Genomic DNA, 24,433 nt, shown 5'->3' with positions numbered 1-24,433 from the left:
CCGGGCAGGCTGGTCAGGTCCCCCCGTACCGGAGTACGGGGGGAACGCGTCGGCTGCCAGCCACTGTTCCCTGTCGGTCCGAGCTTGTCGAAGATCGCGTCGACGTGTTTCTCCGCGCAGGGTCCAGCCGTTCGGCGACGGCCGCGCAGGAGTCAGAGGCCGCGCCGGGCGACGGAGGCCCGAATGAACCGGCGGAGGATTTCCTCGCCCGCCGCCACACCGCGTTCCGTCAGGACGTCGACGTGCGGGGCGCTCCAGTCGGTGTCGGCGAGTTCGCCGTGGCCCGGACGCCAGGCGAGGTCGGCGGCGAGGAGCAGATCGGCGTCGAGGAGCGAGTCGCCGGCGGCGAGGGTGAGGGTGGCGCCGGTTCGGTGGGCGACCTCGTTCATCGCGGCGCTCTTGGTGAGCGGCTTGGGCACGGCGTAGATCTTGCGGCCCTGGAGGGACACGGTCCAGCCGCGGGGCCCCGCCCACTCGGCCAGCTCCTTCACCCAGTCCGTGGGCAGCAGCGAGCGTTCGACGACGAGATAGGCGAAGAGGTCCTCGGCGACTCGTTCCTTCAGCAGCCAGGCGGGGTCGGCGGCGGCCACGAGGTGGGCGCGGACCTCGGCGAGCGAGGCGCACTCGTCGGCGAGCCGGCGGGCCACCCGGTCCTGCCAGTCGGGATCGGAGACGCCGTCGACCAGGAGGTGTCCCCCGTTGGCGCAGATGGCGAACTTCGGTGCGGGGCCGGGGAACTGGATGCGGTGATACTGCTCGCGGGTACGGGTGGTCGTGGGTACGAAGACCGTGGTGCGGGCCAGTTCGTCGACGAGTGCGGCGGCCGTCTCCGTCATGTAGGAGAGGGGCTTGTTCCCGTACACCTCGACGCAGAGCAGCCGGGGGGCATCCGCGTCCGGCATGGCGAGCTGGAGTGCCGCCGTCGAATAGATGAGGGTGCGGTCGAGGTCGCTGGCGACCAGCGTCACAGGGGTGGTCGGGGTGGTGGGGGTGGTCGTAGTGGCCGGGTGGGTCACTGTGACGCCACCGCCTTGCCGTCCGCGCCCGTCGCTCCGCGGGTGTACTTCGGGTGGATCAGTCCGACGCAGGTGTACGGGAGACCGTCGACCTCCTCGACCGGCACGCCGCGCTGCTCGGCCAGCAGCCGGATGTGTTCGAGGTCGGCACCGGCTCCGCGCTTGGCGAGGATCTTCCAGGGGACGCGTCGCAGCAGTACGCGGGTGGTCTCGCCGACACCCGGCTTGACCAGGTTCACATCGTGGATGCCGTACTCCTCGCTGATGCGCTCGACGGCCGCCCAGCCCTCCCAGGTGGGGGCGCGGTCGGCCGTGAGCAGCTCCTTGACCTCGGCGTCCACGGCGTCGACGACCTCGTCGAAGTGGGCCGCGACGGTGTCGAGGAAGTGACCGGACACATCGGCTTCCGCAAGCCCGCGGTAGAACTTCGCGCCGTGGAAGTCATGGGGGCCGACCAGGTCCGACCGGAGGACGGTACGGGAAATCAGCCCGGAGACAGTGGAGTTGAGGCAGGCGGACGGGATGAGGAAGTCCTCGCGGGTGCCGTAGGTGCGGACGCAGCCCCCCGGGTCGGCGAGGACCGCGATCTCGGGGTCGAAGCCGTCGAACTCCCCGAGTGCGGCGGCCAGTTCGCGGGTGATGGCGCCCTTGCCGGTCCAGCCGTCGACGAAGACGACGTCGGCGGGGTCGTGGTGGGCGGCCAGCCAGCGCAGGGCGTTCGCGTCGATGCCCCGGCCGCGCACGATGGAGACGGCGTAGTGCGGCAGGTCGAGCCCGTGACGGTGCTGGGCCCAGCGGCGCATCAGCACGCCGACCGGGGTGCCGGCCCGCGCGAGGGAGACCAGGACGGGGCGGGGGGTGCGCTCGGCGAGGACCGTCTCGGTGACGGTTCCGACGGCCCGTGCGATGCGGGCCGCCGACAGGTCCAGGGCCGCCTTGAACAGGTCCTGGTACTCGGCGGACGGCTGGTACTCGACGGGCAGCGACTCGGCGTAGTGCGCACCCCCGCTCTGTATCGCCTCCTCGCGCTCCTCGGTGGGCGCCTCCAGCTCGGTGTTCGAGAGGTCCTGGAGCAGCCAGCCGACTTCTTCCGGCGCGTAGGAGGAGAAGGCTGGGCCGCGGAGGGGCTCGGACAGCATGGGGGGTTCCTGCCGTTCGGGGGTGGTTGCGGGGGCGGACGACGGGACGTACGAGGGGACGACGGCCAGCAGGACGTGGGAGGTGTGCGCGGCGAGTTCCGCCAGCAGGCCGTCCGCGGCGTGCAGTTCCGGGGTGTCGGCGGCGGAGTCGACGACGACGACCACGGCGTCGAAACCGGCATCCGCGACGTTGTACGCGTAGCGGACGCCGGGGCCGTCGGCCGGGTTGTCGTGGGCCGGGAAGACCAGCCGGCTGCGTATCGCATAGCCGGGGTCGTTCACGGCGAGGACGGGGGACCGTGTGGTGGTCGAGTAGCGCACCTCGGCGTCGGTGTGCTCCTCCAGGGCGGTGCCCAGCCGGAGCGGTGCGTACATCAGCTCCTCGAAGCCGAGGACGAGTATGCGGCGGGCTTCAGCGCCCAGGGCGCCGGCGATGCGGGCAGCCATGGCGGGAAGGGCCGATTCGAGCGTCTCGCGGTGGGCGGGGGTGAAGCCGTGCCGTCCGCCGTCGGGCACGCCGGCGGGCCACTCCAGCTCCACCCGGGTGCACGGGCCGCCGGGCCCTGCCGCACCGGCCCGGGCGGGTTCCCGCTCCGACTCGTGGGCGGCGACCAGGGCCTGGCCCTTCTCCAGAACACCGTCCGGGAGGCGCACGGTGCCCGTACCCCTGGCCACCAGGTCGACGCGGGCGCCGATCTCGGCGGCGAACCCGGTCAGCCGTTCGCGGTCGGCCGCCGACCGCATGTCCACCAGAGCCACGATGACGTATCGGTCGCGCGGGTACAGCTCGTGCAGCGCGCGGATCGTGTTGAGCACGGTGTTGCCCGTGGAGAACTCGTCGTCCACCAGCACGAGCGGCGCCCCGCTCCCGCGCGCCAGCAGGGCGGGGTCCTCCGGCAGCAGCAGATGCGACGTCGCATGCGAGTGCGACTCCTCGAAGCCGCCCGCCCGGGCCACGCCCTCGACCGGACGCCGCGTCGAGTGGAGGTACGGGGCCACGCCCAGCCCGTCGGCAACCGCGTGACCGAGGCCGGTGGCCGTCTCCGCGTACCCGAGCACCACCGCCCGGCGGGCCTCCGCCTCCCCGAGGAGCGCGCGCACGCGCAGGCCGAGCTCGACCCCCGCGCCGTACACCACGGAGGGCCGCTGCGGCACATGCTTGCCCAGCACATTGGAGACGAGCAGATGGGCCCGCTTGGGGTTGCGGCGCAGGGCGAGGCCCAGCAGCTCCCGGAGCTCGCCGTCGCCTTCGGGCTTCCCGTTGCCGACGAGCTCGACGCCCAGTCGCTCCGCCACCCAGCTACCCGACCACACCACGTTCGCCGTCTCTTTCCTTGCTGCGCGCTCGCTCATCGAGACGCGCTCATTCCGCGAGCCCCGCGGCCAGCAGATCCACGAAGCCGACGTCTTCCTTCGCCACGCCGAAGACCTCGGCCCGTTGCAGGGTGCGCTCGGCCCAGGCGCGGTGCGGCTTCACTTCATTCATTTTGTTCGTGTATGCGGAGCGCATCACTCCGCCACCGCCGTGCTCCGGCCGCAGGATGTCCTGTGCGTCGCTGAACTCCTCATGGCTGACCACGGACAGTGCGTGCACCGGCGCGACGTGCGACGGGTGGATACAGGTCTTGCCGAGCAGCCCGTTGGCACGGTCGAGCTCGATCTCCCGCAGCAGCCCGTCGAGGTCGTGCTCGATCAGTGTCGTACGCAGCCCGTCGGCCCGGCCCTCCAGGAAGGGGCTGCGGCGCAGCTGCGGCTTGAACATGCGCTCCTGGAGCCGGAAGTACTCCCACACCGGTCCGGTGATCGTGAAGCCCGTCCCGTCCGCCCGGCCCAGCACATTGACCACATCGGCTATGACCGCGGCGACGAGCTGGACGTCGTACGCCGTCATGTCGGGCGCCCTGCGCAGCCCGTACGCCGAACAGAAGTCGGTGACCCCGAGCCGCAGGGCGAGCACCCGGTCCCGGTACGTGTGGACGGTGCGGACGATTCCCTGGAGCGCCGCCGCGCGGGTCTCCAGGTGCAGCAGCTCGGGCGATTCGAGAACGGGCATCGCGAACAGGCGCTGTCCCCCGGCCGTCTCGGCCTTGGTGAGCGCCTCCATGAACGGAAGACCACGCTCTTCCGTGAACTTCGGAAGTACAAAACCGGACAACAATCGGACGGAGCTTCCGAGCCGCTGCACCAGGTCCGTTATCTGCTCCGGTTCGCGGACCCGGATGAAGAGCAGCGGCACCTCGGCGCCGCGCGCAGCGAGGTCGGCGAACTGCCTGACCAGGTTCTCCTCGGCGTCCGACACCTCGGAGTCGTCGATGGAGTCCTCCAGGCACAGCACCATCGAGACGACACCGCGCCCGGCCTGCTTGAGGACGTCATCGGCGAGCCGCGGCCGGGTGGCCGGGGAGTACAGAGTGGCGCCGAGGGCGGCCGAAAGTATCCGGGCGGGGGAGTCCGCCCCGAATTCGCACGGCTGCCGAAAGAACAGGCCTTCCCGCGCAGCGGGCGAGACGTGCCCGAAATGACGCATGTGATTCCCCCGTACTGCTGGACCGGCCTGACAACGTGTGGCCGGTAATAGTACGTATGGACGGGTGTCGACAGTTCCCCACGTGCATGAATTTCGGGTAACTCGTCCATTTCCCGACGGTTCCGCAAGGCCCGGAGGACGTGGTTCCGACGCGCTGCCGAGACATGAGTCGGGCCCCCCACGTTGTCTGCGCAGGCAGCCAGCAGGCAGGATGACCGCCATGACGCACGCGATGCTGAAGGGCTCGAACGTCCCCCTCGATGCCATGGCCGTACGAGCCGTGCTGCGCTGGACTCCGGGCGCCGGGGTGCCCGATGTGGACGCCTCGGCCCTGCTTCTCGGCGCCGGTGGCCGTGTGCGCTCGGACGAGGACTTCGTGTTCTACAACCAGCCCCGGCACCCCTCCGGCCTGGTACGACGGCTACCGAAGCGCAGTGTCGCCGAGGGGCTCACCGACACCATCGAGGCCGACCTGGGCGCGCTCGACCCGTCGGTCGAACAGGTGGTCATCGCGGCTTCCTCCGACGGGGCCGCCTTCCAGCAGGTCCGCGATCTCCGCATACTTCTCTACGACGCGGCGTCGGCGGGCGGCGACCCGCTCGCCGTGTTCGATGTACGGCCGGAGACCGGCGAGGAGACCGCGATCATCTGCGGTGAGCTCTACCGGCGCGGCGATGGCTGGAAATTCCGGGCGGTCGGTCAGGGCTACCCGACCGGGCTGGTCGGGCTCGCGACCGCATTCGGTATCTCGGTCGACGAGGCGGAGGCCGCGGCCGAGCCCGATCCGGCCCCGGCCGTGCCGACGGTCGCCCCCGTGTCTGCCCCGGCACCGGCACCCGGACCCGACCTGCAGGCCACGGTCCAGCACCAGCAGCCCACGTACGGCTACCCGCAGCCCACGGCCGCCCCGGCGGCGTACGGCTACCCGCAGCCCACAGCGGCCGCCCCTGCTCCTCAGCCCGCCTACGGCTATCCGCAGCCGGCCGCGCCGCAGCCCGCATACGGCTATCCGCAGCCCGCGGCGGCCGCCGCGCCCGCCCCGGACCCGAATTTCGTGCTGCCGCCGCAGGGCCCCCAGTTCGTCCGCTCCTGACCGCCGCGGCGGCAGGGCGCCCGCTCAGGCCCGGGACTTGTAGCCGCGCCCCCACTGCATTCCCCAGCCGTACAGCCGGTCCAGCTCCGACTGGAAGCCGTAGACGAACTTCACCTCGCGCCGCACGATCAGCTCGTCCTTGACGTTCTCCACGGTGAACACGGCACACGAGCGCGCCTGCGGGGCCCGCTCGTCGAGCTCGATCTCGATCCGCGGGCCGTTGCCCGGGTAGAGCGTCACCTTGGCGTGCGTACGGTCGAAGGCCGGCGTCTGGTCGTAGATGTAGACGAAGAACAGCAGCCGCTTGATCTGGTCCCGCTGGTCGAGGTTGACGTACACGGTCTCCCCCGACGGCGCCCCGAAGCGGTCGTCCCCGCTGAGCCTGATGTACGGCGGCGCGTTCAGGTCGCCGATCAGGTTGCCGAGCGGCTGCACCACACCCTTGGTGCCGTCCTTCAGTTCGTACATGCAGCCCAGGTCCAGGTCGACGTTGACCACACCCTGGGTGTGCGCCTGGACCACATCGGGCTGGAAGAGTTTGAACGGCCGCAGCAGCCGCCCGCTCTGCCGTGACCTGCCCTCGATGTCGGACGTACGCATCCGCCAGGAGAGGTTGACCCGCAGGTTGCCGGTCAGCGCGCCCTGTTTGGTGAGCGAGACCGTGGCGTGCCGCTTGGACAGCACGATGGAGTTGGTCGCCGCGTTGCCCGACTCGAACTGTGCTTCCCGCCCCGGCCACAGGCTGTCCCAGAACGCCATCCCCAACCCCCACACGTCTCGGTAGTGCCCAGGCCCCGCACGCATCACTGCGGGGCGGCCCCCGGGCCGGGTCCGGGTGTTCCCGGAGAACCGTCGCCGTACGGACCGCCCCGCTGAGAGCGTTCCTCAATCCCTACCGGGTCACACCCCGGACGGGACCTCCGCCCTGGAATCCGAGTCGTCGCCGCCCCCGGCCTCCAGGGCCTTGTTGCGCCGGACGGAGGACCAGAAGGACCAGCCGATCAGGACGACGCCGACGAGACCGGTGATGATCTCGTTGATCTGGTACTGGATGGTGACGAGAAGGATGACGGACAGCGCGCCGATGGCGTAGTGCGCGCCGTGCTCCAGGTAGACATAGTCGTCCAGGGTGCCCTGGCGGACCAGGTAGACCGTGAGCGACCGGACGTACATGGCGCCGATGCCGAGGCCGAGGGCCATCAGCACGATCTCGTTGGTGATGGCGAAGGCGCCGATGACACCGTCGAACGAGAAGGACGCGTCGAGGACTTCGAGGTAGAGGAACATGAAGAACGCGGCCTTGCCGGAGAGCGCCACCGCGGACAGCTTCTTGCCGGTCTTCCTGGCCTCTTCCTCGGCCTCGTGGTCGCGCTCCTCCTCTTCCTCGAGCTTGTTCTCGAAGTAGCCGGAGAGACCGCCGACGATGAGGTACGTGATCAGACCCGCGACACCCGCGAGCAGGACGGTCTCCGCCTTGTCCGCGTGCGCGCCGCCGTGCTGGTGCGCCTGGGTCGCGAAGGTCATGGCCGAGACCAGCAGCACGATGAGCGCGATGCAGACCGACAGCATGTCGACCTTGCCGAGCTTGGCGAGCGGGCGCTCGATCCAGCGCAGCCACTGGATGTCACGGTCCTCGAAAATGAAGTCGAGGAAGATCATCAGAAGGAACATGCCACCGAAGGCGGCGATCGCCGGGTGGGCGTCCGTGACCAGTTCCTGGTAGCGCTCGGGCTGGCTGAACGAGAGATCGACCGCCTCGATGGGCCCGATCTTGGCGGTGATGGCCACGATCACGACGGGGAAGACCAGCCGCATACCGAAGACCGCGATGAGTACACCGACCGTGAGGAAGATCTTCTGCCAGAAGGCATTCATCTTCTTCAGGATTCCGGCGTTGACCACCGCATTGTCGAAGGACAGCGAGATCTCGAGGACGGAAAGAATCGCGACCACACCGAATGCTTCCCACCCCCCGTAGAGCACCGCTGCGACCAGGCCGAGCGCGGTAATCGCGAACGACCAGCCGAAGGTTTTCAGAAGCACTGGCTACCCCATCGTGTATGTAACGGGTCTCCCCCGGATGTGTACGGGGCTCCCCCGCGCCGTGCGCGGCTTTACGAAACGTTGACCCCGAAGTCTAGAGCGATGCCCCGCAGCCCCGACGCGTACCCCTGTCCCACTGCACGGAACTTCCACTCGCCGTTGTACCGGTAGAGCTCGCCGAAGATCATCGCGGTCTCGGTGGAGGCGTCCTCGCTCAAGTCGTAGCGCGCGAGTTCCTGGCCGTCCGCCTGGTTCACCACGCGAATGAACGCGTTGCTGACCTGGCCGAAAGTCTGCCCGCGGTTGTCGGCCTCATGGATCGAGACCGGAAAAACGATCTTGTCGCAGTGGGCGGGGACCTGGTTGAGGTTCACGATGACCGACTCGTCGTCGCCCTCGCCCTCACCGGTGAGATTGTCGCCCGTGTGTTCCACGGAGCCGTCCGGACTCGTGAGGTTGTTGTAGAAGACGAACCATTCGTCGCCGAGCACCCGGCCCGACTGGCACAGCAGCGCGCTGGCGTCGAGGTCGAAGTCGGCGCCCGTGGTGGATCGTGCGTCCCAGCCGAGGCCGACGAGCACCTGGGTGAGGTTGGGTGCGGCCTTGGAGAGGGAGACATTGCCCCCCTTGGCGAGTGTGACGCCCATGATGTGAGTCCTCCCCGAGTCGATGAACCGTCTGTTGAGCGCGTCCGGCGCCGCACTGGGTGCGGCGCCGGACGGGGACGTGCTGGGGGGTGTACGGCGGATCATGGCCGGACACCCTCGGGCGCGGCCCGGGCTGCGCCTTCTCAGGAACGGCCCGGTCGCGCTCTCTGGGCCGTACTCAGACGTTGACGCCGAAGTCCTGCGCGATGCCGCGCAGACCCGAGGCGTAGCCCTGGCCGATGGCACGGAACTTCCACTCGGCGCCGTTGCGGTACAGCTCGCCGAAGACCATGGCGGTCTCCGTCGAGGCGTCCTCGCTCAGGTCGTACCGCGCGAGCTCGCTGTTGTCCGCCTGGTTCACCACGCGGATGTACGCGTTGCGCACCTGGCCGAAGCTCTGCTGGCGGGTCTCGGCCTCGTAGATCGAGACCGGGAAGACGATCTTGTCGACGTCGGCCGGGACTCCGGCCAGGTTCACCTTGATGACCTCGTCGTCGCCCTCGCCCTCACCGGTGAGGTTGTCACCGGTGTGCTCGACGGAGCCGTCGGGGCTCTTGAGGTTGTTGAAGAAGACGAAATTACCGTCGCTGCCGACCTTGCCCTCGGCGTTGGTCAGCAGCGCGCTGGCGTCGAGGTCGAAGTCTCCACCGGTGGTGGTACGGGCATCCCACCCCAGACCGACGACGACAGCGGTCAGGTTGGGCGCGGCCTTGGTCAGCGAGACGTTGCCGCCCTTGCTGAGGCTGACTCCCACGAGTCCTCCCATTGGTTTCTTGGGGGCCGACGACTGCCGGCGCCTCCACGTTGCGTTGGCATCGGATCAACGAGTGGATCCTAGTGACCGGTTCCCGGCCAAAACAGGCTTTTGGCCGGGGGCGCCGGGAGATCCTCCGGAACACCGACGCGGGATCGTCCGGAACCGGATCAGATCGCGTCGAGGGCCTTGATGTAGTCGTTCAGGTCGCGCGCGTCCGGCAGGCCGTTGACGACGGTCCAGCGCACCACGCCCTCCTTGTCGATGATGAAGGTGCCACGCACCGCGCAGCCCTTCTCCTCGTCGAAGACGCCGTAGGCGCGGGAGGTCGCGCCGTGCGGCCAGAAGTCCGAGACCAGCGGGTACTCGAGGCCCTCCTGCTCGGCGAAGACGCGCAGGGTGTGGATGGAGTCGTTGGAGACGGCCAGCAGCTGCGTGTCGTCGTTCTCGAACCGCGGCAGCTCGTCGCGCAGCGCGCAGAGCTCACCCGTGCAGACGCCGGTGAAGGCGAACGGGTAGAACAGCAGCACCACGTTCTTCTCGCCGCGGAAGTCGGAGAGCTTCACGGTCCGGCCGTGGTTGTCCTTCAGCTCGAAATCCGGGGCCTGGGTACCGACCTCGATCGCCATGGAAACGCGTCCCTTCACTGCTTCACCGGGCTGGGCTGTCCGGGTGGACTCCCACCCTACGCAGAGACCTCGGCGGGCCCGCGGACAGGGATGTGCGCGGGCGGGGCACATGTGAACGGGCATACGAAGGCCCCCGCCGGTGCACGACCGGCGGGGGCCTCGTGGTGAGTGCGGTTCAGCGCCTGGCTTTGGCCGACTTCGGGGTGACCAAACGGCTGCCCGTCCAGTCCTTGCCCGCATTGATGCTCTTGGTCTGGGAAAGACCGGCTGTCTGGCCGGCCTCGTTGATATCGCTCGGTTCGACGTAGCCTTCGCGGCCGGTCTTCGGCGTCATCAGCCAGATCACACCGCCTTCGTCGATCAGACCAATGGCATCCACCAGCGCGTCCGTAAGGTCGCCGTCCTCGTCGCGGAACCACAGCAGGACGACGTCAGCGACGTCGTCGTAGTCCTCATCGACGAGTTCCTGGCCGGTAGTGGCCTCAATGCCCTCACGGAGCTCCTGCTCGACGTCGTCGTCGTAGCCGATCTCCTGGACCACCTGTCCGGGCTCGAACCCCAGCCGTGCAGCCGAGTTGGTCCGTTCCTCCGCGTGGTCCGCGGTCGCGCTCACGGGTTGCCTCCTGATCATGTTTCGGAAAATGCTTCAGCCACGCGCGTGCGCGGGGCGTTGGCCGTAGTCCACACGGGCGCGGCGGATCGCGCAAGTACCCAGCGTGCGAGACCGCCTAAACGGTGACGTTCCCTGCCACGTCGCCGCACGATCGGCAGGTCCCTGACTGGGCTCCACACGACCGCCCACACCCTTTACGTCCTTCCACAGCTTATGCCGTTTCGGTCCGCCAATCGGAGTCGAACAGCCTTTGGGAACGCTTGGACGGGTTGGGCGTATGGTTGCGGTTTGATCCAACCCGTCTGCCGGGCCGCCCTGGCGCACCGGACATGATGTCTCACCACCTGGCGGTTACCCCTCGGTAGAGATGACGTATGCGTCGTCGCGGTACACGATGGTGCTGGCGTACATGCATACATCCCGGGGGCGTGCCTCCCGAAACCAGGCCCCGTAGAGCAGCACCGAACAGCGAAGGAACAGCGTGGCTTCCGGATCCGATCGCAACCCGATCATCATTGGCGGCCTTCCGAGCCAGGTCCCGGACTTCGATCCCGAAGAGACCCAGGAATGGCTCGACTCCCTCGACGCCGCCGTCGACGAGCGCGGCCGTGAGCGGGCCCGCTACCTGATGCTCCGGCTCATCGAGCGCGCGCGCGAGAAGCGCGTCGCCGTGCCGGAGATGCGCAGTACGGACTACGTGAACACGATCGCCACGAAGGACGAGCCGTTCTTCCCCGGCGACGAGGAGATCGAGCGCAAGGTCCTCAACGCGACCCGCTGGAACGCGGCCGTGATGGTGTCGCGCGCCCAGCGCCCGGGTATCGGCGTCGGCGGTCACATCGCCACGTTCGCCTCCTCCGCCTCGCTGTACGACGTGGGCTTCAACCACTTCTTCCGGGGCAAGGACGACGGTCTGGGCGGCGACCAGATCTTCTTCCAGGGGCACGCGTCCCCCGGTATCTACGCCCGCGCGTTCCTGCTCGACCGGCTGAACGAGGCACAGCTCGACGCCTTCCGCCAGGAGAAGTCCAAGGCGCCGAACGGCCTGTCCAGCTACCCGCACCCGCGGCTGATGCCGGACTTCTGGGAGTTCCCGACCGTCTCGATGGGCCTCGGTCCGCTCGGCGCGATCTACCAGGCCCGGATGAACCGCTACATGGAGGCGCGCGGCATCGCCGACACCTCCCGGTCCCACGTCTGGGCATACCTGGGCGACGGCGAGATGGACGAGCCCGAGTCGCTCGGCCAGCTCTCCATCGCCGCCCGTGAGGGCCTGGACAACCTGACCTTCGTGGTCAACTGCAACCTGCAGCGCCTCGACGGTCCGGTGCGCGGCAACGGCAAGATCATCCAGGAGCTGGAGTCGCAGTTCCGCGGTGCCGGCTGGAACGTCATCAAGCTGGTCTGGGACCGCTCCTGGGACCCGCTGCTGGCGCAGGACCGCACGGGCATCCTGGTCAACAAGCTGAACACCACGCCGGACGGCCAGTTCCAGACGTACGCCACCGAGTCGGGCGCGTACATCCGTGAGCACTTCTTCGGGGACGACCCGCGGCTGCGCGACATGGTCAAGGACATGACCGACGACCAGATCCTGCACCTGGGCCGCGGCGGTCACGACCACAGGAAGGTCTACGCGGCGTACGCGGCGGCCAAGGCCCACAAGGGCCAGCCGACGGTGATCCTCGCGCAGACGGTCAAGGGCTGGACCCTGGGGCCGAACTTCGAGGGCCGCAACGCGACCCACCAGATGAAGAAGCTCACGGTCGAGGACCTCAAGCGGTTCCGCGACCGGCTGCACATCCCGATCACGGACAAGCAGCTGGACGAGGGCTACCCGCCGTACTACCACCCGGGCCGCAACTCGGAAGAAATCCAGTACATGCACGACCGCCGCAAGAGTCTGGGCGGTTATGTCCCGACCCGTGTGGTGCGCGCGAAGCCGCTGGTTCTCCCCGAGGACAAGACGTACGCGACCGCGAAGAAGGGTTCGGGTCAGCAGTCGATCGCCACGACCATGGCGTTCGTCCGCATCCTGAAGGACCTCATGCGGGACAAGGAGATCGGCAGGCGTTTCGTGCTGATCGCACCCGACGAGTACCGCACCTTCGGCATGGACGCGTTCTTCCCGAGCGCGAAGATCTACAACCCGCTCGGTCAGCAGTACGAGGCAGTGGACCGCGATCTGCTGCTCGCGTACAAGGAGTCGCCGACCGGTCAGATGCTGCACGACGGCATCTCCGAGGCGGGTTGCACGGCGTCGCTGATCGCCGCGGGTTCCGCGTACGCCACGCACGGCGAGCCGCTGATCCCGGTGTACGTCTTCTACTCGATGTTCGGTTTCCAGCGCACCGGTGACCAGTTCTGGCAGATGGCCGACCAGCTCGCGCGCGGCTTCGTGCTGGGTGCCACCGCCGGTCGTACGACGCTGACCGGTGAGGGTCTGCAGCACGCGGACGGCCACTCCCAGCTGCTCGCCTCGACGAACCCCGGCTGTGTGGCGTACGACCCGGCGTTCAGCTACGAGATCGCGCACATCGTCAAGGACGGTCTGCGCAGGATGTACGGCGAGAACAGCGAGGACGTCTTCTACTACCTCACCGTCTACAACGAGCCGATCCAGCACCCGGCCGAGCCGGAGAACGTGGACGTCGAAGGCATCCTCAAGGGCGTCTACCGCTACAGGAGCGGCGAGAAGGGTGCGGTCCCGGCCCAGATCATGGCGTCCGGTGTGGCGGTCCCGTGGGCGGTCGAGGCGCAGCGGATCCTCGCCGACGAGTGGAACGTGAAGGCGGACGTCTGGTCGGCGACCTCCTGGAACGAGCTGCGCCGCGAGGCCGTCGAGGTGGAGCGGTACAACCTGCTGCACCCGGAGGAGGAGCAGCGCGTCCCGTACGTGACCCGGAAGCTCTCCGGCTCCGAGGGCCCGTTCGTGGCGGTCTCGGACTGGATGCGTTCGGTGCCGGACCAGATCGCGCGCTGGGTTCCCGGTGCGTACCAGTCGCTGGGCGCGGACGGCTTCGGCTTCGCCGACACGCGTGGCGCGGCCCGCCGGTACTTCCACATCGACGCGCAGTCGATCGTCCTCGCGGTGCTCACCGAGCTCGCGAAGGAGGGACGGGTCGACCGTTCGCTGCTGAAGCAGGCGATCGACCGGTACGAACTCCTGGACGTGACCGCGGCCGACCCGGGCGCGGCCGGCGGCGACGCGTAGGCACGACCGGACAGATCCGAAGGGCGGCGGACCTCCTGGTCCGCCGCCCTTCGGCGTCAGTTCTCCCAGACTTTGAAGGCCCTGACCCGGTACGGGGACTGCGGCACCCAGGTGCCACCGCCCGGATAGGTCTCGAACTCGCCGGTCTCGGCGCACTCCGCCGACTGATAGGTGGTGACGGGGCGGCCGGTGCGGTTGGCGAGCGCCTGGGCCTGGCCGACCGGTGGCAGCGGGACACAGCTTTCGATGTCGATGGTGGACAGTTCGTGGACCTGCCGGGCCCCGGTGAAGTCCGGCTTCTCCCAGAGGCAGAGCTGCCCCGTCCCGCACGCCCCGAGCCGGACCGGCGCGGCCCGCGGAGCCGATGCGACCTGCGTGGTGCGGGTGGTCTGTGTGGCCGGTGCGGTCTCTGAGGCCTGTACGGCCGGCGGGATGAGCGCGGTGGCGGTCAGTGCGGCGGCAAGCGCAGTCGTACGCATATCAGTCAACCCCCGTGGTGGTGTGGATCACTTGCACGCACCCTGACCTGCGGGGCAGCGCCATGGGAAGGGTCGCAGGGCCGGACCACCCGGATAGGCGACAGCCCCGCCGAAGGGGTCCGACGGGGCTGTCGTGGGCTCTGTGTTGACGCTCGGGCGTCCTCGGCGCGAGGGGTCGGCGAGGGCCGGCGGCGGGCTCAGATGTGACCCGCGCCCGCGCCTGCCTCCGCATTCGCACCGCGCTTGGTGAGCGTGGCGACCAGCGCCGCGATCACCGCGACCACGCCGGCGACCATGAAGGCCGTGCCCATGCCCGACACGAACGTGTCATGCGCGACGCTCGTGATCTTCTCCACGACCGGACCCGGTGTGCCGGACGCCACCGGCGGGATCCCGACCTCGACGGCCGAGGACGCCTGGTCCAGCTGCTGCGGCGAGAGCGGCGGAAGCTCTGCGGCAGCCCAGTTGTCAGCGAGCTTCGCATCGACCTGCGAGGCCATGACCGCACCCAGCACCGCCGTACCGAGGCTGCCGCCGACCTGCATGGCGGCCTGCTGCAGTCCGCCCGCGACGCCGGAGAGCTCCATCGGGGCGTTGCCCACGATGACCTCGGTGGCGCCGACCATCACCGGGGCGAGGCCGAGGCCGAGGAGACCGAACCAGATGGACATGGTCAGGGTGCCGGTGCCGGTGTCCAGCTGGGACATCCCGAACATGGCGACCGCGGTGCACACCATGCCGCCGACGAGCGGGACGCGCGGGCCGAGCTTGGTGATCAGCAGGCCCGCGAGCGGGGAGCCGACGATCATCATCCCGGTCAGCGGCAGCAGGTGCAGACCCGCGTCGACGGCCTTCATGCCGTGCACGTTCTGCAGGTAGAAGGTGACGAAGAAGAGTCCGCCCATGAAGGCGAACGCCATCAGCACCATCAGGACCACACCCGCGGACAGTGGCACCGAGCGGAACATCGCCAGCGGGATCAGCGGCTCCCTGACGTTCTTCTGGGAGAGGGCGAACACCACGAACAGGGCCACGGCCGCCCCCAGGAAGCCGAGCGTCCTGAAGTCGCCCCAGCCCCACTCCGCCCCCTTGATGAGCGCCCAGATCAGGCAGAACATCGCCTGCGACAGGAGCACGATGCCGCCGATGTCGAAGGAGCGCGGCGCGTTCTCGGCGCGATGGTCCTTGAGGATCACCACGCCGAGCAGAAGCGCGATCACTCCGACCGGCACATTGATGAAGAAGACGGACTGCCAGCTGACGTGCTCGACGAGGACGCCGCCGAGGATCGGACCGCCCGCCGTCGAGGCGCCGATGACCATGCCCCAGATACCGATCGCCATGTTCAGCTTCTCGGCCGGGAAGGTGGCGCGCAGCAGGCCGAGCGCGGCCGGCATCAGCAGGGCGCCGAAAAGGCCCTGCAGCACCCGGAACGCGATGACCAGGGCCACGCTGCTGGAGAATCCGATGGCTCCCGATGCCGCGGCGAAGCCCACGACACCGATCAGGAAGGTCTGGCGGTGGCCGAACCGGTCACCGAGCTTGCCCGCGGTGATCAGGGAGACCGCGAGTGCGAGCATGTAGCCGTTGGTGATCCACTGGACGTCGGCGAGCGAGGCGTGCAGGTCCTGCTGGATGGCGGGGTTGGCGATCGCGACGATCGTGCCGTCGAGCGCGACCATCATCACGCCGATGGCCACGGAGAAGAGCGTCAGCCAGGGGTGGCCGCGCAGCCCCTTGGCCGGGGCGGGAGCAGGGGTGCCCTGCGGCTCCCGCAACGCCTTTTCTGCGGTGGTCTGACTAGTCATGCCGGGGACATTAGTGTCAGTCACTGACAGTTGACAAACCATTTCACAAGCCGGTAACTGTCACGTAGCTCACAGGTACCCTGAGCTGGACAAAGAGATCGAAAGAGGACCGCTCAGTGACCGATGGCCGGCGCGCCGCAGAGCAACCGACCGGGCTGCGCGAACGCAAGAAGCGACGCACCCGGGACGCCCTGCTGCATGCCGCCCTCGACCTCTTCACCACCCAGGGGTACGACGAGACCACCGTCGACGAGATCGTCGACGCCGTCGAGGTCTCCCAGCGCACCTTCTTCCGCTATTTCGCCAGCAAGGAGGAGACCGCCTTCGCCGTCCAGGAGATGGTGGAGTCGCGCTTCCTCTCCGAGCTGCGCCAACGGCCCGCCGGAGAAGCCCCTTTCGAGGCAATGCGCAGTGCGGTCCTGTGCGCCTGGAACAGTATCGGTGAGGCGATCGAGAAGACCGTCACGGTCGAACTCCACATGCGTACGTACCGGATGATCGAGTCGACCCCTTCCCTGCTCGCGGCCCACCTGCGGCGCAGCATCGACCTGGAGACCGAGATAGCCGAGGTGATCGCCGGGCGCGAGGGCCTCGACATCCGGACGGATCCGCGACCGCGGGTCGCCGTCGCCGCGTTCTCCGGGGTGATGCGGGTGACCGGGCAACTGTGGGGGCAGGGGCGGGACACGAGCATGGAGTCGCTGCGCACGCTGACCGAGAACTATCTGGACCAACTGGGCCCGGCGCTCGCGGGGAACTGGCATGCGCCGGTCGAACCCGTGATCGCAGGGCCTGCGCCTTCCGCCTGACAGCTCCGACCCCATCATGTGCCGAACGCCTCATAACGGAACATGACAGACTTCACAACTGCCGTACCACAACCGGCCCGTGCGAGACAGGAGCGGCGCGAAATCCGTCGGAGCGTACCGGAAGCGCGCACGGAGCGTGAGGGAAACCCACCTCAATTCCCCGCAGCCGAGTGATGTGTGTCACCCGCTTCACGGTGGTCGTCGCGCGTCTCCTAGTGTGGGCCGGAGTGACTACCTTCGACTCCTCCCCCACGCTCACCGCATGGCGCGCGCTGCTCGCCGTCGCGGTCGTGTTCGTGATGCTGGCGACCACCGGCTGGACAGCCGTACGTCACCAACCCTCCCACGAGCCACGCGACATCGCACTCGCCTCCTGGGCGCGGGGGCGGATAGCGGGTCACCCGCTGCCGGACGCCGATGCACCGCCGTACCGGCTGGCGCAGTTCTTCGCCATGCTCACCGCCACGCAGCGGACCGCGCTCGCCGACAGATACCCGTTGGTCGTCGGCAATTTGAACGGCGCCCCGGTCACCCTGCGCTACCACGCCAACCGGCGGGCCCTGGTTCAGGCGCGGGCGGTCGAACGGCGGCGCATGCACGACGTCAGGCTCTCCCCGGACGGCCGCGCCGACGCGCTGCGCCGGATGGAGCGATTCAGGTCGATGCTGGCCCACGGTCGGCATTTCCTGGCCTTCGACCCATCCGGAAAGGGCCACGCCGCCGAGGTGTTCGGTGACCTGGACAAGGCCGAGCGGATCTCGATGGTCGTGCCCGGTGTCGATACCAATCTGCTGACGCTGGAGCGGACCGGGCCGAAGGTCAACGCCGCCCCCGTCGGCATGGCGAAGTCGCTGTACGCGGCGGAGCGCGCCGCCCGCCCCGGCACCCGGACCGCCGTCATCGCCTGGGCGGACTACACCGCGCCCGCCGGCATCGGTATGGACGCGGCCCTGGGAAACCTCGCCGAGCGCGGCGCGGTCCGGCTGGGTGCGCTCGTCGGCGCGCTGCCCGGCACGTCAAAGGTCTCGCTGTTCTGTCACAGCTACGGGTCCGTGCTGTGCGGTGTCGCCGCGGGAGAACTGCCGTCCCGGGTCACCGACATCGCGGTCGCGGGCAGCCCCGGCATGCGGGTGGAGCGTGCCGCGCAGCTGCACACCTCGGCCGCGGTCTGGGCCATGCGGGACCGCAACGACTGGATCGAGGACGTACCGAACATGGAGGTCGGCGGGCTCGGCCACGGGGCCGATCCGGTGGACCGGGGCTTCGGTGCGCGTGTCGTCTCGGCGGGCGACGCCAACGGGCACAGCGGCTATTTCGTGCCGGGCACCGAGAGCCTCAGCAACTTCGCCGCCATCGGCGTGGGTGCCTACGGCTCGGTGACCTGTGCGAGCGCCGACAGCGCCTGTCACAAGGGAATTTCCGGCGCCGAAGGCATGTGACGCGCGTAAAGAGCCGCAAGGGAGCATGAATTGCGGCATACGCCGAGGGGGGACGTGCGGGCAAGTGCCGCATACGATGAGGCACATGGGTGATGTGCTGGCCGGAATTCATGCCACCTGGGAGTTCGACACCGACTGCGTGCTCATCCGCTTCGAACGGGGTATTCGCACGCCGAAGCTCTTCCAGAGCCTGCGTGAACGCCGCATTCCGCACGCGGCGTTGTCGTCGGTGACGCTGAACCCGGGCAAGCGGGGCACGGTGGTGCTGCATGCGGTGCCGAGACCCGGTGCCGATCCCCTGCTGGAGGCTGCGGCAGGGCAGCTGAAGGACGGCTGCGATCCGTACCGGCTGGTGCTGCCCGCCGAACGCGAGACGCTCGCCGAGTACTACGCGGACGAGCTGCGCGCACTGCTCGGAGCGGACGCGAGGGAGCCCGCCGAACGTTTCATGGTCGCGGCCCCCGAGGCGCCGATGCAGTTCAAGGCGTACGACGGCCGGGCCAGCTTCGACGGGGACCGGATCTCCTTCCGCTGGTTCTGGACGGGTGCCTCCACGGCGAAGTGGAAGGCGGGCGACCAGACGTTTCCGGTCACCGAGCTGAGCGGGGTCGAGTGGCGGTCGCCCGAGGCGTTCGACGGCTACCTGCGGCTGGTCCCGCGAGGCGCCGGGAGCGCGGGTTCCCTGGCGGGCGCGGCTGCGGCCGCGGAGGGCGGGGCGCCCCGTACGGACGCCGCACCCGGTCCGCAGGCAATGACTCCGCGGCCCACCCAGGCCGATCAGGACCCGGCCGCGGTGATCTTCGGACTCGGCTACGGCCCGGTGCACGAGTCGCTGCCGTTCGCCGCCGCCGTCCTGGAGTCCGTACGCAGGAACCAGTCCGCACCCGTGACGGCAACCGCCGTCCTGGCGGGCGCGGGGCGCCGCGATCCGGCGGACATCGCCGAGCGGATCCGGCACCTCGGGGAGCTGCACCGGGCGGGACTCGTGACGGACGACGAGTTCAGCGCGAAGAAGGCCCAGCTGCTCGCGGAGCTGTAGCGGCGGGTCGACGGTCTCCCCCATTCCCTGTCGTGGGCAGGCCGTGAGGGGCGGGCACGTAGTACCCCCGTACGGGGCGCCGGGTCCTGATCGAGACCCCGGTATGACGCCCCGCAGCAGGTCCGCTGCCTACGCTGATCGGGCCATGCCGACTTCCTTTCCCCAGCCTCCGCCGCCCGCCGACGGCCTGCTCAGCGCAGCCCGCCGCAATCTGCGCGAGGTGGCCCACGGGCTGACCCACGCGTCCCACCCCCCGACCCCGCTGTTCGCCGACGCACCGAGACGGTGGCAGCGGCTGCTTCCGTACGGTGTCGTCCTCGCCCTCGCCGCCACCCTCATCCCGGTCACGATCAACTTCCTGATCTCGGAGTACGGGGTGCCCGGGGGCGTGGCGGGCGCACTCGGTGTCGCCCAGGCGGCGCCCTTGCTGATGCTGGCGCACCGGCCGTTGCAGGCGTGGTGGATCGTCTTCCCCGCCGACATCATCGGTGCCCTGGTGCTCCTGGGGTATCCGGTGGCGACGTACACCGTCTGGCCGTGGACACCACCCGCCATCGTCGGGTATCTCTTCCTGCTCCTCGCCCTGGGGCTGCGCGAGACCCGCCGGACCTCGATCGCCGTCTGGCTGGCCACAGGAGCCGCCGGTGTGGTGCTGCATGTGATCTCGCCCGGGCGCAGCAACGGCAGCGCCCTGCTGCTGCCCATCCTCGGTGCGGTGGTGCTGGTGATCGCCGCGGCGGTTCGGGAACGGGGCGACGCGCAGCGGCGGCTGGCCGAGCAGGAGACCATCAGCGAGGCGGAGCGGGCGCAGCGGACCCTGCTTGAGGAGCGCACCAGAATCGCCCGTGAGCTGCACGATGTGGTCGCGCACCACATGTCGGTGATCACGGTCCAGGCCGACTCCGCCCCGTACCGGATCAGCGGGCTGTCCGCGGAGGCGGTCGAGGAGTTCGGCTCGATCGCGGCGAGCGCCCGGGAGTCGCTTGCCGAGATGCGGCGGCTGCTCGTGGTGCTGCGCAGCGACGGAACGGAGGGCGACCGGGCGCCGCAGCCGGGGCTCGACCGGGTGCAGCAGCTGGTCGAGGCGACGGTACGGGCGGGGCTGCCCGCGGAGTTGTCGCTCGCCGCGGACCTGGGCGACGTACCGCAGGCGGTGGACCTGTCCGCGTACCGGATCGTGCAGGAGGCGCTGGCCAATGTGGTCCGGCATGCGCCGGGAGCGCGGACCCGGGTGTCGATCGCGTCGGACGGCGAGCATCTGACCGTGGTGGTCGCCAACGACCGGGCGGAACGGCCCGGTTCGCCGCTGGAGCCGACGGGGACCGGACACGGGCTGGTCGGGATGCGCGAACGCGTACGGTTGACCGGCGGCAGCCTGGACACCGGGCCGCTGCCCGACGGCGGGTTCCGGGTGGCCGCACGGCTGCCGCTGTCGCCCGCCTCCCCCTCGTCCCTGGAGGACCTGTGACCATCCGCGTGATCATCGTCGACGACCAGGCCATGGTGCGGGCGGGGTTCGCGGCGCTGCTGTCGGCGCAGAGCGACATCGATGTGGTGGGCGAGGCGCCGGACGGGCGGCAGGGGATCGAGGTCAGCCGGAACGTCCATCCGGACGTGGTGCTGATGGATGTGCGGATGCCGGAGATGGACGGCCTCGCGGCCGCGCGTGAGCTGCTGAACCCGCCGGTGGGGGTGGTCCACCGGCCGAAGGTGCTGATGCTCACCACCTTCGACGTGGACGACTACGTGTACGAGGCGCTGCGCGCCGGGGCTTCCGGGTTCCTGCTGAAGGACGCGCCGCCCGCCGATCTCATCTCGGCGGTACGGGTGGTGGCGGCGGGCGAGGCGCTGTTGGCTCCGTCCGTGACGCGACGGCTGATCGCGGACTTCGCGCGGCAACGGCCGGGCGGAAGCGGTGCGGGCGGGCGGAGCGATGTCGTCGCTCTGCGGCTGAACGGGCTGACGCCGCGGGAGACGGAGGTGTTGGAGCTGATTGCCCGGGGGCTGTCCAACCAGGAGATCGCGGGGCGGCTGGTGCTGGCCGAGCAGACGGTGAAGACGCATATCGGACGGGTGCTGGCCAAGCTCGATCTGCGGGATCGGGCGCAGGCGGTGATCTTTGCGTATGAGTCGGGGTTGGTGACGCCGGGCGCGTAACGGCCTTCCCCCGAGCCGGCTCGAATGGCCGCGTGGGGTGGGGAATTCCCCCGGTACACCCCCTACCCCGGTACCACTGCGAACGTGGCTCCCCGGTGTGACGCCCTCTCACCCACCCTCTTCCTACCTTCCCTCCCGTCGCGCCGAACGGCGTGCACGAGCCGAAGAGGGAGGGCGAGATGCGCCGTTACGCGAGGACTCTGGTCGCGGTCGCACTGGCGACCACCGTGGTGGCCGGGACCGCCGGCTGGGTATCCGGGAATGCTCAGCAGGCCGTGACCGGGCCGCCGCCCGGGAGTGCCGCATGGCGGTCGGATCATGTGCTGGGGCGGAAGCTGCCGGATCCGGAGCGGTCCACACCCGCCCAAGTAGCGCAATTCTTCCGGTGGTTGAGCAAGGACGAGCGGCAGCAGCTGGTCGTGCGGCATCCATCGGTCGTCGGCAATCTCGACGGGGTGCCCGTCGAGTTGCGCTACCGCGCCAACGCCCTTTCCCTGCAGGCCGGCCACGATCCCCGGTACACGCATCTGGCCGTGGATCGCGGACGGCGGATCCTGGCCTTCGATCCGCGCGGGCGCGGACAGGTCGCCGAGGTGTTCGGGGATCTGAGGACCGCGAGCCGGGTCTCCGTCGTGGTGCCGGGTTCGGACATCGACGCCGGGACCTTCGACCGTACACATGACGTGTACGGCACTCCGGCCGGCATGGCGAAGTCGCTGTACGCGGAGACCGGAACGGGCAGTGCGGTGATCGCCTGGGCCGGTTACACCACTCCCGTCGGCGTCGGGGTCGATGCTGCGACCGGTTCGCTCGCAAAGGCGGGCGCCGATCGGCTGACCCGGTTCGCGGACGGGCTGGCGGCCGACAGGATCACCGAACCCGCCGTGTTCTGCCACAGTTACGGGTCCGTCGTGTGCGGTCTCGCCGCGTCCCGGCTGCACGTCGGCGACCTGGTCGTCCTCGGCTCGCCCGGCATGCGCGCCGACAACGTCGCCGATCTGCACACCGCCGCCCGGGTCTGGGCGGCCAAGGACGCCACCGACTGGATCGACGACGTCCCGAACGTCGAGGTGGCCGGGCTCGGTCACGGGCCCGATCCTGCCGATCCGGAGTTCGGGGCCCGCCGGGTGCCCGCCGAGGACGCGCATGGCCACACCGGCTACTTCGCCCCCGGCACCGACTCGCTGCGCGCCTTCGCGGCCATCGCGGAAGGGGCGGGCCGATGAGCCTGAAGCAGCTTGCGGCCCGGATCGACGCCCGTACCCCCGCTCACCGCGACCGTGCCGTCGACGGACTGCGCGCCCTCGCCCTGCTCGCCGTGCCGACCGGGCACTGGCTGCTCGGCGGCTTCCGGCTGGACAGCGCCGGCGCTCTTCACAACGCCAGCCCGCTCTCCGCCTTCGGATTCCTCGCCCCGGTCAGCTGGATCCTCCAGATGCTGGGCATCTTCTTCCTGGTCGGCGGGTACGCCTCCGTGCTCTCGTACCGGCGCAGGAAGTCCACCACCGCAGCCTGGCTGCGCGGGCGGATGGCCAGGCTGGGCAGGCCGGTGCTGGGGGTGACCGCCGTCTGGGCGGCGATGATCCCCGTGCTGTACACGCTCGGGGTACCCGGTGACACGCTGCGGACCGGGTCGACGCTGGTGATCCAGCCACTCTGGTTCGTCGGGGTGTACACGGTGGTCACCGCCCTCACCCCGTACTGCCTGCGGATCGCGCGGCGGCTGGGCGGCTGGGCAGCCGCGCCACTGCTCGGGGCGGTCGCCGCCGTCGACTTCCTGCGCTACGGACCGTACGCCGAGGCGATGCCGTCCTGGCTGAGCGTGCTGAACATCCTTCCGGGCTGGCTCTTCGCGTACCAGCTCGGTGTCTCGTGGGGCGAGGACCGGATCGGGAAGCGGGGCGCCCGGTTCCTGCTTGTCGGCGGGACCGTGCTGTTCGCCGCGCTCCTGCTCGCCTTCCACTACCCGGCGTCGATGGTCGGCGTGCCGGGCGAGGCTCGCACCAATTCGCATCCGCCGTCGCTGCTGGTCCTCGCGCTGGCCGCCGCGCAGAGCGGTGCGGCGATCCTGCTGCGCGACCGGATCGGCCGGCTGCTGCGCCGTCCACCGGTGTGGGCGCCGGTCGTCGTCATCAATCTGTCCGCGATGACGATCCTGTGCTGGCACCAGACGGCGATGCTGGCCGCGGCCGTCCCGGCGTCGTTCGCCGGTGCGGTGCCCGGGCTGACGACCGGGCCGGACACGATCGGCTGGGTCCTGGCGCGGCTGGCGTGGATGCCGGTGTTCGCCGGGCTGCTGGTGCTCATCGCCCGGTACGCGCGCCGCTTCGAGGCACCGTGGCAGGCCGGAACGCGGGCGGCGAACGCCCGCCGAACAGCGGCGGGGCTGCTCGCGGCGGGGTTCGCCTTGTTCGCGCTGGGGCTGGCGTAGGGCGGCGCACATCCAGCCCGTGGGGCGCTTGAGGACCGGGCGATTGCCGGGCGCCCCGGCCGCCCGGAAACGACTACTCGCGCGCCGCGGACGTCGAGCTCATGTCCGGGTACCGGTCCCCCGCCACCTGCCCCGCGATCGGCTCCAGCAGTGCCAGCTCCTCCGCGGTCAGCGTGAGCCGGGTGGCGGCCACGTTCTCCAGCAGCCGGCTGCTCTTGCGGGTGCCCGGGATCGGCACCACGGTCAGGCCGTGCACCTGGGCCCGCTGCTGCACCCAGGCGAGCGCCACCTGCGCGGCCGACGCCCCGTGCGCCGCCGCGATCTTGTGGACGGGCTCCAGCAGGGCGGCGTTCGTCTTCGCGTTGTCGCCGGTGAAACGCGGCTGGTACTTGCGGAAGTCGCCGTCCGACAGGTCCTTGGCCGCGTCCGTGAACGCCCCGGTCAAAAAGCCCCGGCCGAGCGGCGAGTACGGCACGAAGGTCACCCCGAGCTCGACCGCGGCGGGCACGGCGCTGCGCTCGACGTCCCGGCTGAAGAGCGACCACTCGGACTGCAGGGCGGCGATCGGGTGCACGGCGTACGCCTCGCGCAGCTCC

Annotated in this window: 21 protein-coding genes (1 of these 21 running past the window's edge); 9 read left to right on the top strand and 12 right to left on the bottom strand. The window is 69.8% G+C overall.

The window, feature by feature from the left end:
• Nucleotides 1-152: 152 nt before the first annotated feature.
• From OG972_RS28155 to OG972_RS28145, 3 genes are read right to left on the bottom strand one after another with little or no spacing between them, the layout of a single operon-like run.
• Nucleotides 153-1,016, bottom strand: coding sequence for an HAD family hydrolase (locus OG972_RS28155; protein ID WP_266986058.1), 864 nt, complete (start codon nucleotides 1,014-1,016; stop codon nucleotides 153-155).
• Nucleotides 1,013-3,508, bottom strand: coding sequence for a phosphoribosyltransferase (locus OG972_RS28150; RefSeq protein ID WP_266986056.1), 2,496 nt, complete (start codon nucleotides 3,506-3,508; stop codon nucleotides 1,013-1,015). The genes OG972_RS28155 and OG972_RS28150 overlap by 4 nt, the downstream gene beginning before the upstream one ends.
• A 10-nt stretch (nucleotides 3,509-3,518) precedes the next feature.
• Entirely contained in the window at nucleotides 3,519-4,682 is a 1,164-nt protein-coding gene (locus tag OG972_RS28145) for an HpcH/HpaI aldolase/citrate lyase family protein (RefSeq protein WP_266986054.1), read from the bottom strand.
• Between the two features lie 220 nt (nucleotides 4,683-4,902).
• Between OG972_RS28145 and OG972_RS28140 the strand changes: the two genes are divergently transcribed.
• Nucleotides 4,903-5,775, top strand: coding sequence for a TerD family protein (locus OG972_RS28140; protein WP_266986052.1), 873 nt, complete (start codon nucleotides 4,903-4,905; stop codon nucleotides 5,773-5,775).
• Between the two features lie 24 nt (nucleotides 5,776-5,799).
• Here the strand turns inward: OG972_RS28140 and OG972_RS28135 are convergent, their stop codons facing one another.
• The 6 genes from OG972_RS28135 to OG972_RS28110 all read right to left on the bottom strand — a co-directional run bounded on the left by OG972_RS28135 (nucleotide 5,800) and on the right by OG972_RS28110 (nucleotide 10,461).
• On the bottom strand, nucleotides 5,800-6,534 hold the full coding sequence (locus tag OG972_RS28135) for a Tellurium resistance (protein ID WP_266986050.1): 735 nt from the start codon (nucleotides 6,532-6,534) through the stop codon (nucleotides 5,800-5,802).
• A gap of 141 nt (nucleotides 6,535-6,675) precedes the next feature.
• On the bottom strand, nucleotides 6,676-7,818 hold the full coding sequence (locus OG972_RS28130) for a DUF475 domain-containing protein (RefSeq protein ID WP_266986048.1): 1,143 nt from the start codon (nucleotides 7,816-7,818) through the stop codon (nucleotides 6,676-6,678).
• Nucleotides 7,819-7,889: 71 nt separating this feature from the next.
• Nucleotides 7,890-8,465, bottom strand: a complete 576-nt coding sequence (locus OG972_RS28125) for a TerD family protein (protein WP_266986046.1) — start codon at nucleotides 8,463-8,465, stop codon at nucleotides 7,890-7,892.
• A 178-nt stretch (nucleotides 8,466-8,643) separates the two neighbouring features.
• Nucleotides 8,644-9,219: a TerD family protein gene (locus OG972_RS28120; RefSeq protein ID WP_037696943.1), complete on the bottom strand. Its 576-nt coding sequence runs from the start codon at nucleotides 9,217-9,219 to the stop codon at nucleotides 8,644-8,646.
• Between the two features lie 170 nt (nucleotides 9,220-9,389).
• Nucleotides 9,390-9,848 (bottom strand): peroxiredoxin, encoded by a 459-nt coding sequence (locus OG972_RS28115; RefSeq protein ID WP_266986044.1) that lies wholly within the window; start codon nucleotides 9,846-9,848, stop codon nucleotides 9,390-9,392.
• 175 nt (nucleotides 9,849-10,023) lie between these two features.
• Nucleotides 10,024-10,461: a DUF3052 domain-containing protein gene (locus OG972_RS28110; RefSeq protein WP_037696857.1), complete on the bottom strand. Its 438-nt coding sequence runs from the start codon at nucleotides 10,459-10,461 to the stop codon at nucleotides 10,024-10,026.
• 481 nt (nucleotides 10,462-10,942) lie between these two features.
• Between OG972_RS28110 and aceE the strand changes: the two genes are divergently transcribed.
• Nucleotides 10,943-13,675 carry a pyruvate dehydrogenase (acetyl-transferring), homodimeric type gene (gene aceE, locus OG972_RS28105; RefSeq protein ID WP_266986041.1) on the top strand — a complete coding sequence of 911 codons (2,733 nt, stop codon included), beginning with the start codon at nucleotides 10,943-10,945 and terminating at the stop codon, nucleotides 13,673-13,675.
• Nucleotides 13,676-13,731: 56 nt separating this feature from the next.
• Here aceE and OG972_RS28100 read toward each other — a convergent pair whose 3' ends face one another.
• Together OG972_RS28100 and OG972_RS28095 are read right to left on the bottom strand one after the other, a co-directional pair.
• The gene (locus tag OG972_RS28100) at nucleotides 13,732-14,154 is read right to left on the bottom strand and encodes a peptidase inhibitor family I36 protein (RefSeq protein WP_266986039.1); all 423 of its coding nucleotides are present in this window, start codon (nucleotides 14,152-14,154) and stop codon (nucleotides 13,732-13,734) included.
• Nucleotides 14,155-14,351: 197 nt separating this feature from the next.
• Complete coding sequence (locus tag OG972_RS28095) at nucleotides 14,352-15,962, bottom strand: MFS transporter (protein ID WP_266986037.1); 1,611 nt, start codon at nucleotides 15,960-15,962, stop codon at nucleotides 14,352-14,354.
• Nucleotides 15,963-16,078: 116 nt separating this feature from the next.
• Between OG972_RS28095 and OG972_RS28090 the strand changes: the two genes are divergently transcribed.
• The 7 genes from OG972_RS28090 (at nucleotide 16,079) to OG972_RS28060 (ending at nucleotide 23,837) form a co-directional block, all read left to right on the top strand.
• Nucleotides 16,079-16,771 (top strand): TetR family transcriptional regulator, encoded by a 693-nt coding sequence (locus OG972_RS28090; RefSeq protein ID WP_266986035.1) that lies wholly within the window; start codon nucleotides 16,079-16,081, stop codon nucleotides 16,769-16,771.
• Nucleotides 16,772-16,998: 227 nt separating this feature from the next.
• On the top strand, nucleotides 16,999-18,210 hold the full coding sequence (locus OG972_RS28085) for an alpha/beta hydrolase (protein ID WP_266986033.1): 1,212 nt from the start codon (nucleotides 16,999-17,001) through the stop codon (nucleotides 18,208-18,210).
• Nucleotides 18,211-18,295: 85 nt separating this feature from the next.
• Nucleotides 18,296-19,249 carry a DUF4429 domain-containing protein gene (locus tag OG972_RS28080; RefSeq protein WP_266986031.1) on the top strand — a complete coding sequence of 318 codons (954 nt, stop codon included), beginning with the start codon at nucleotides 18,296-18,298 and terminating at the stop codon, nucleotides 19,247-19,249.
• A gap of 145 nt (nucleotides 19,250-19,394) precedes the next feature.
• Nucleotides 19,395-20,717 carry a sensor histidine kinase gene (locus OG972_RS28075; RefSeq protein ID WP_266986029.1) on the top strand — a complete coding sequence of 441 codons (1,323 nt, stop codon included), beginning with the start codon at nucleotides 19,395-19,397 and terminating at the stop codon, nucleotides 20,715-20,717.
• Entirely contained in the window at nucleotides 20,714-21,406 is a 693-nt protein-coding gene (locus OG972_RS28070; protein ID WP_266986027.1) for a response regulator transcription factor, read from the top strand. The genes OG972_RS28075 and OG972_RS28070 overlap by 4 nt, the downstream gene beginning before the upstream one ends.
• A gap of 179 nt (nucleotides 21,407-21,585) precedes the next feature.
• Nucleotides 21,586-22,632 carry an alpha/beta hydrolase gene (locus OG972_RS28065; protein ID WP_266986025.1) on the top strand — a complete coding sequence of 349 codons (1,047 nt, stop codon included), beginning with the start codon at nucleotides 21,586-21,588 and terminating at the stop codon, nucleotides 22,630-22,632.
• Entirely contained in the window at nucleotides 22,629-23,837 is a 1,209-nt protein-coding gene (locus tag OG972_RS28060; RefSeq protein ID WP_266986023.1) for an acyltransferase, read from the top strand. Before OG972_RS28065 ends, OG972_RS28060 begins: the two co-directional genes overlap by 4 nt.
• A gap of 73 nt (nucleotides 23,838-23,910) precedes the next feature.
• Here the strand turns inward: OG972_RS28060 and OG972_RS28055 are convergent, their stop codons facing one another.
• Nucleotides 23,911-24,433, bottom strand: the 3' portion of a protein-coding gene (locus OG972_RS28055; RefSeq protein ID WP_266986021.1) for an aldo/keto reductase. It continues 491 nt past the right edge of the window; 523 of the gene's 1,014 nt are visible here — the last part of the coding sequence; its start codon lies off the right edge, out of view; its stop codon occupies nucleotides 23,911-23,913.

It is taken from the genome of Streptomyces sp. NBC_01669, from assembly GCF_026339735.1.
GTDB lineage: Bacteria > Actinomycetota > Actinomycetes > Streptomycetales > Streptomycetaceae > Streptomyces > Streptomyces yanii.
Note: the sequence above shows the minus strand (reverse complement) of the source record. Positions and strands in the feature narration are given on the sequence as shown.

Coding starts and splice junctions, on each gene's coding strand:
- OG972_RS28145 (WP_266986054.1), bottom strand. CDS start 4,682: ATGCGTCATTTCGGGCACGTCTCGCCCGCTGCGCGGGAAGGCCTGTTC.
- OG972_RS28060 (WP_266986023.1), top strand. CDS start 22,629: ATGAGCCTGAAGCAGCTTGCGGCCCGGATCGACGCCCGTACCCCCGCT.
- OG972_RS28125 (WP_266986046.1), bottom strand. CDS start 8,465: ATGGGCGTCACACTCGCCAAGGGGGGCAATGTCTCCCTCTCCAAGGCC.
- OG972_RS28150 (WP_266986056.1), bottom strand. CDS start 3,508: ATGAGCGAGCGCGCAGCAAGGAAAGAGACGGCGAACGTGGTGTGGTCG.
- OG972_RS28135 (WP_266986050.1), bottom strand. CDS start 6,534: ATGGCGTTCTGGGACAGCCTGTGGCCGGGGCGGGAAGCACAGTTCGAG.
- OG972_RS28095 (WP_266986037.1), bottom strand. CDS start 15,962: ATGACTAGTCAGACCACCGCAGAAAAGGCGTTGCGGGAGCCGCAGGGC.
- OG972_RS28115 (WP_266986044.1), bottom strand. CDS start 9,848: ATGGCGATCGAGGTCGGTACCCAGGCCCCGGATTTCGAGCTGAAGGAC.
- OG972_RS28080 (WP_266986031.1), top strand. CDS start 18,296: ATGGGTGATGTGCTGGCCGGAATTCATGCCACCTGGGAGTTCGACACC.
- OG972_RS28100 (WP_266986039.1), bottom strand. CDS start 14,154: ATGCGTACGACTGCGCTTGCCGCCGCACTGACCGCCACCGCGCTCATC.
- OG972_RS28075 (WP_266986029.1), top strand. CDS start 19,395: ATGCCGACTTCCTTTCCCCAGCCTCCGCCGCCCGCCGACGGCCTGCTC.
- OG972_RS28065 (WP_266986025.1), top strand. CDS start 21,586: ATGCGCCGTTACGCGAGGACTCTGGTCGCGGTCGCACTGGCGACCACC.
- OG972_RS28140 (WP_266986052.1), top strand. CDS start 4,903: ATGACGCACGCGATGCTGAAGGGCTCGAACGTCCCCCTCGATGCCATG.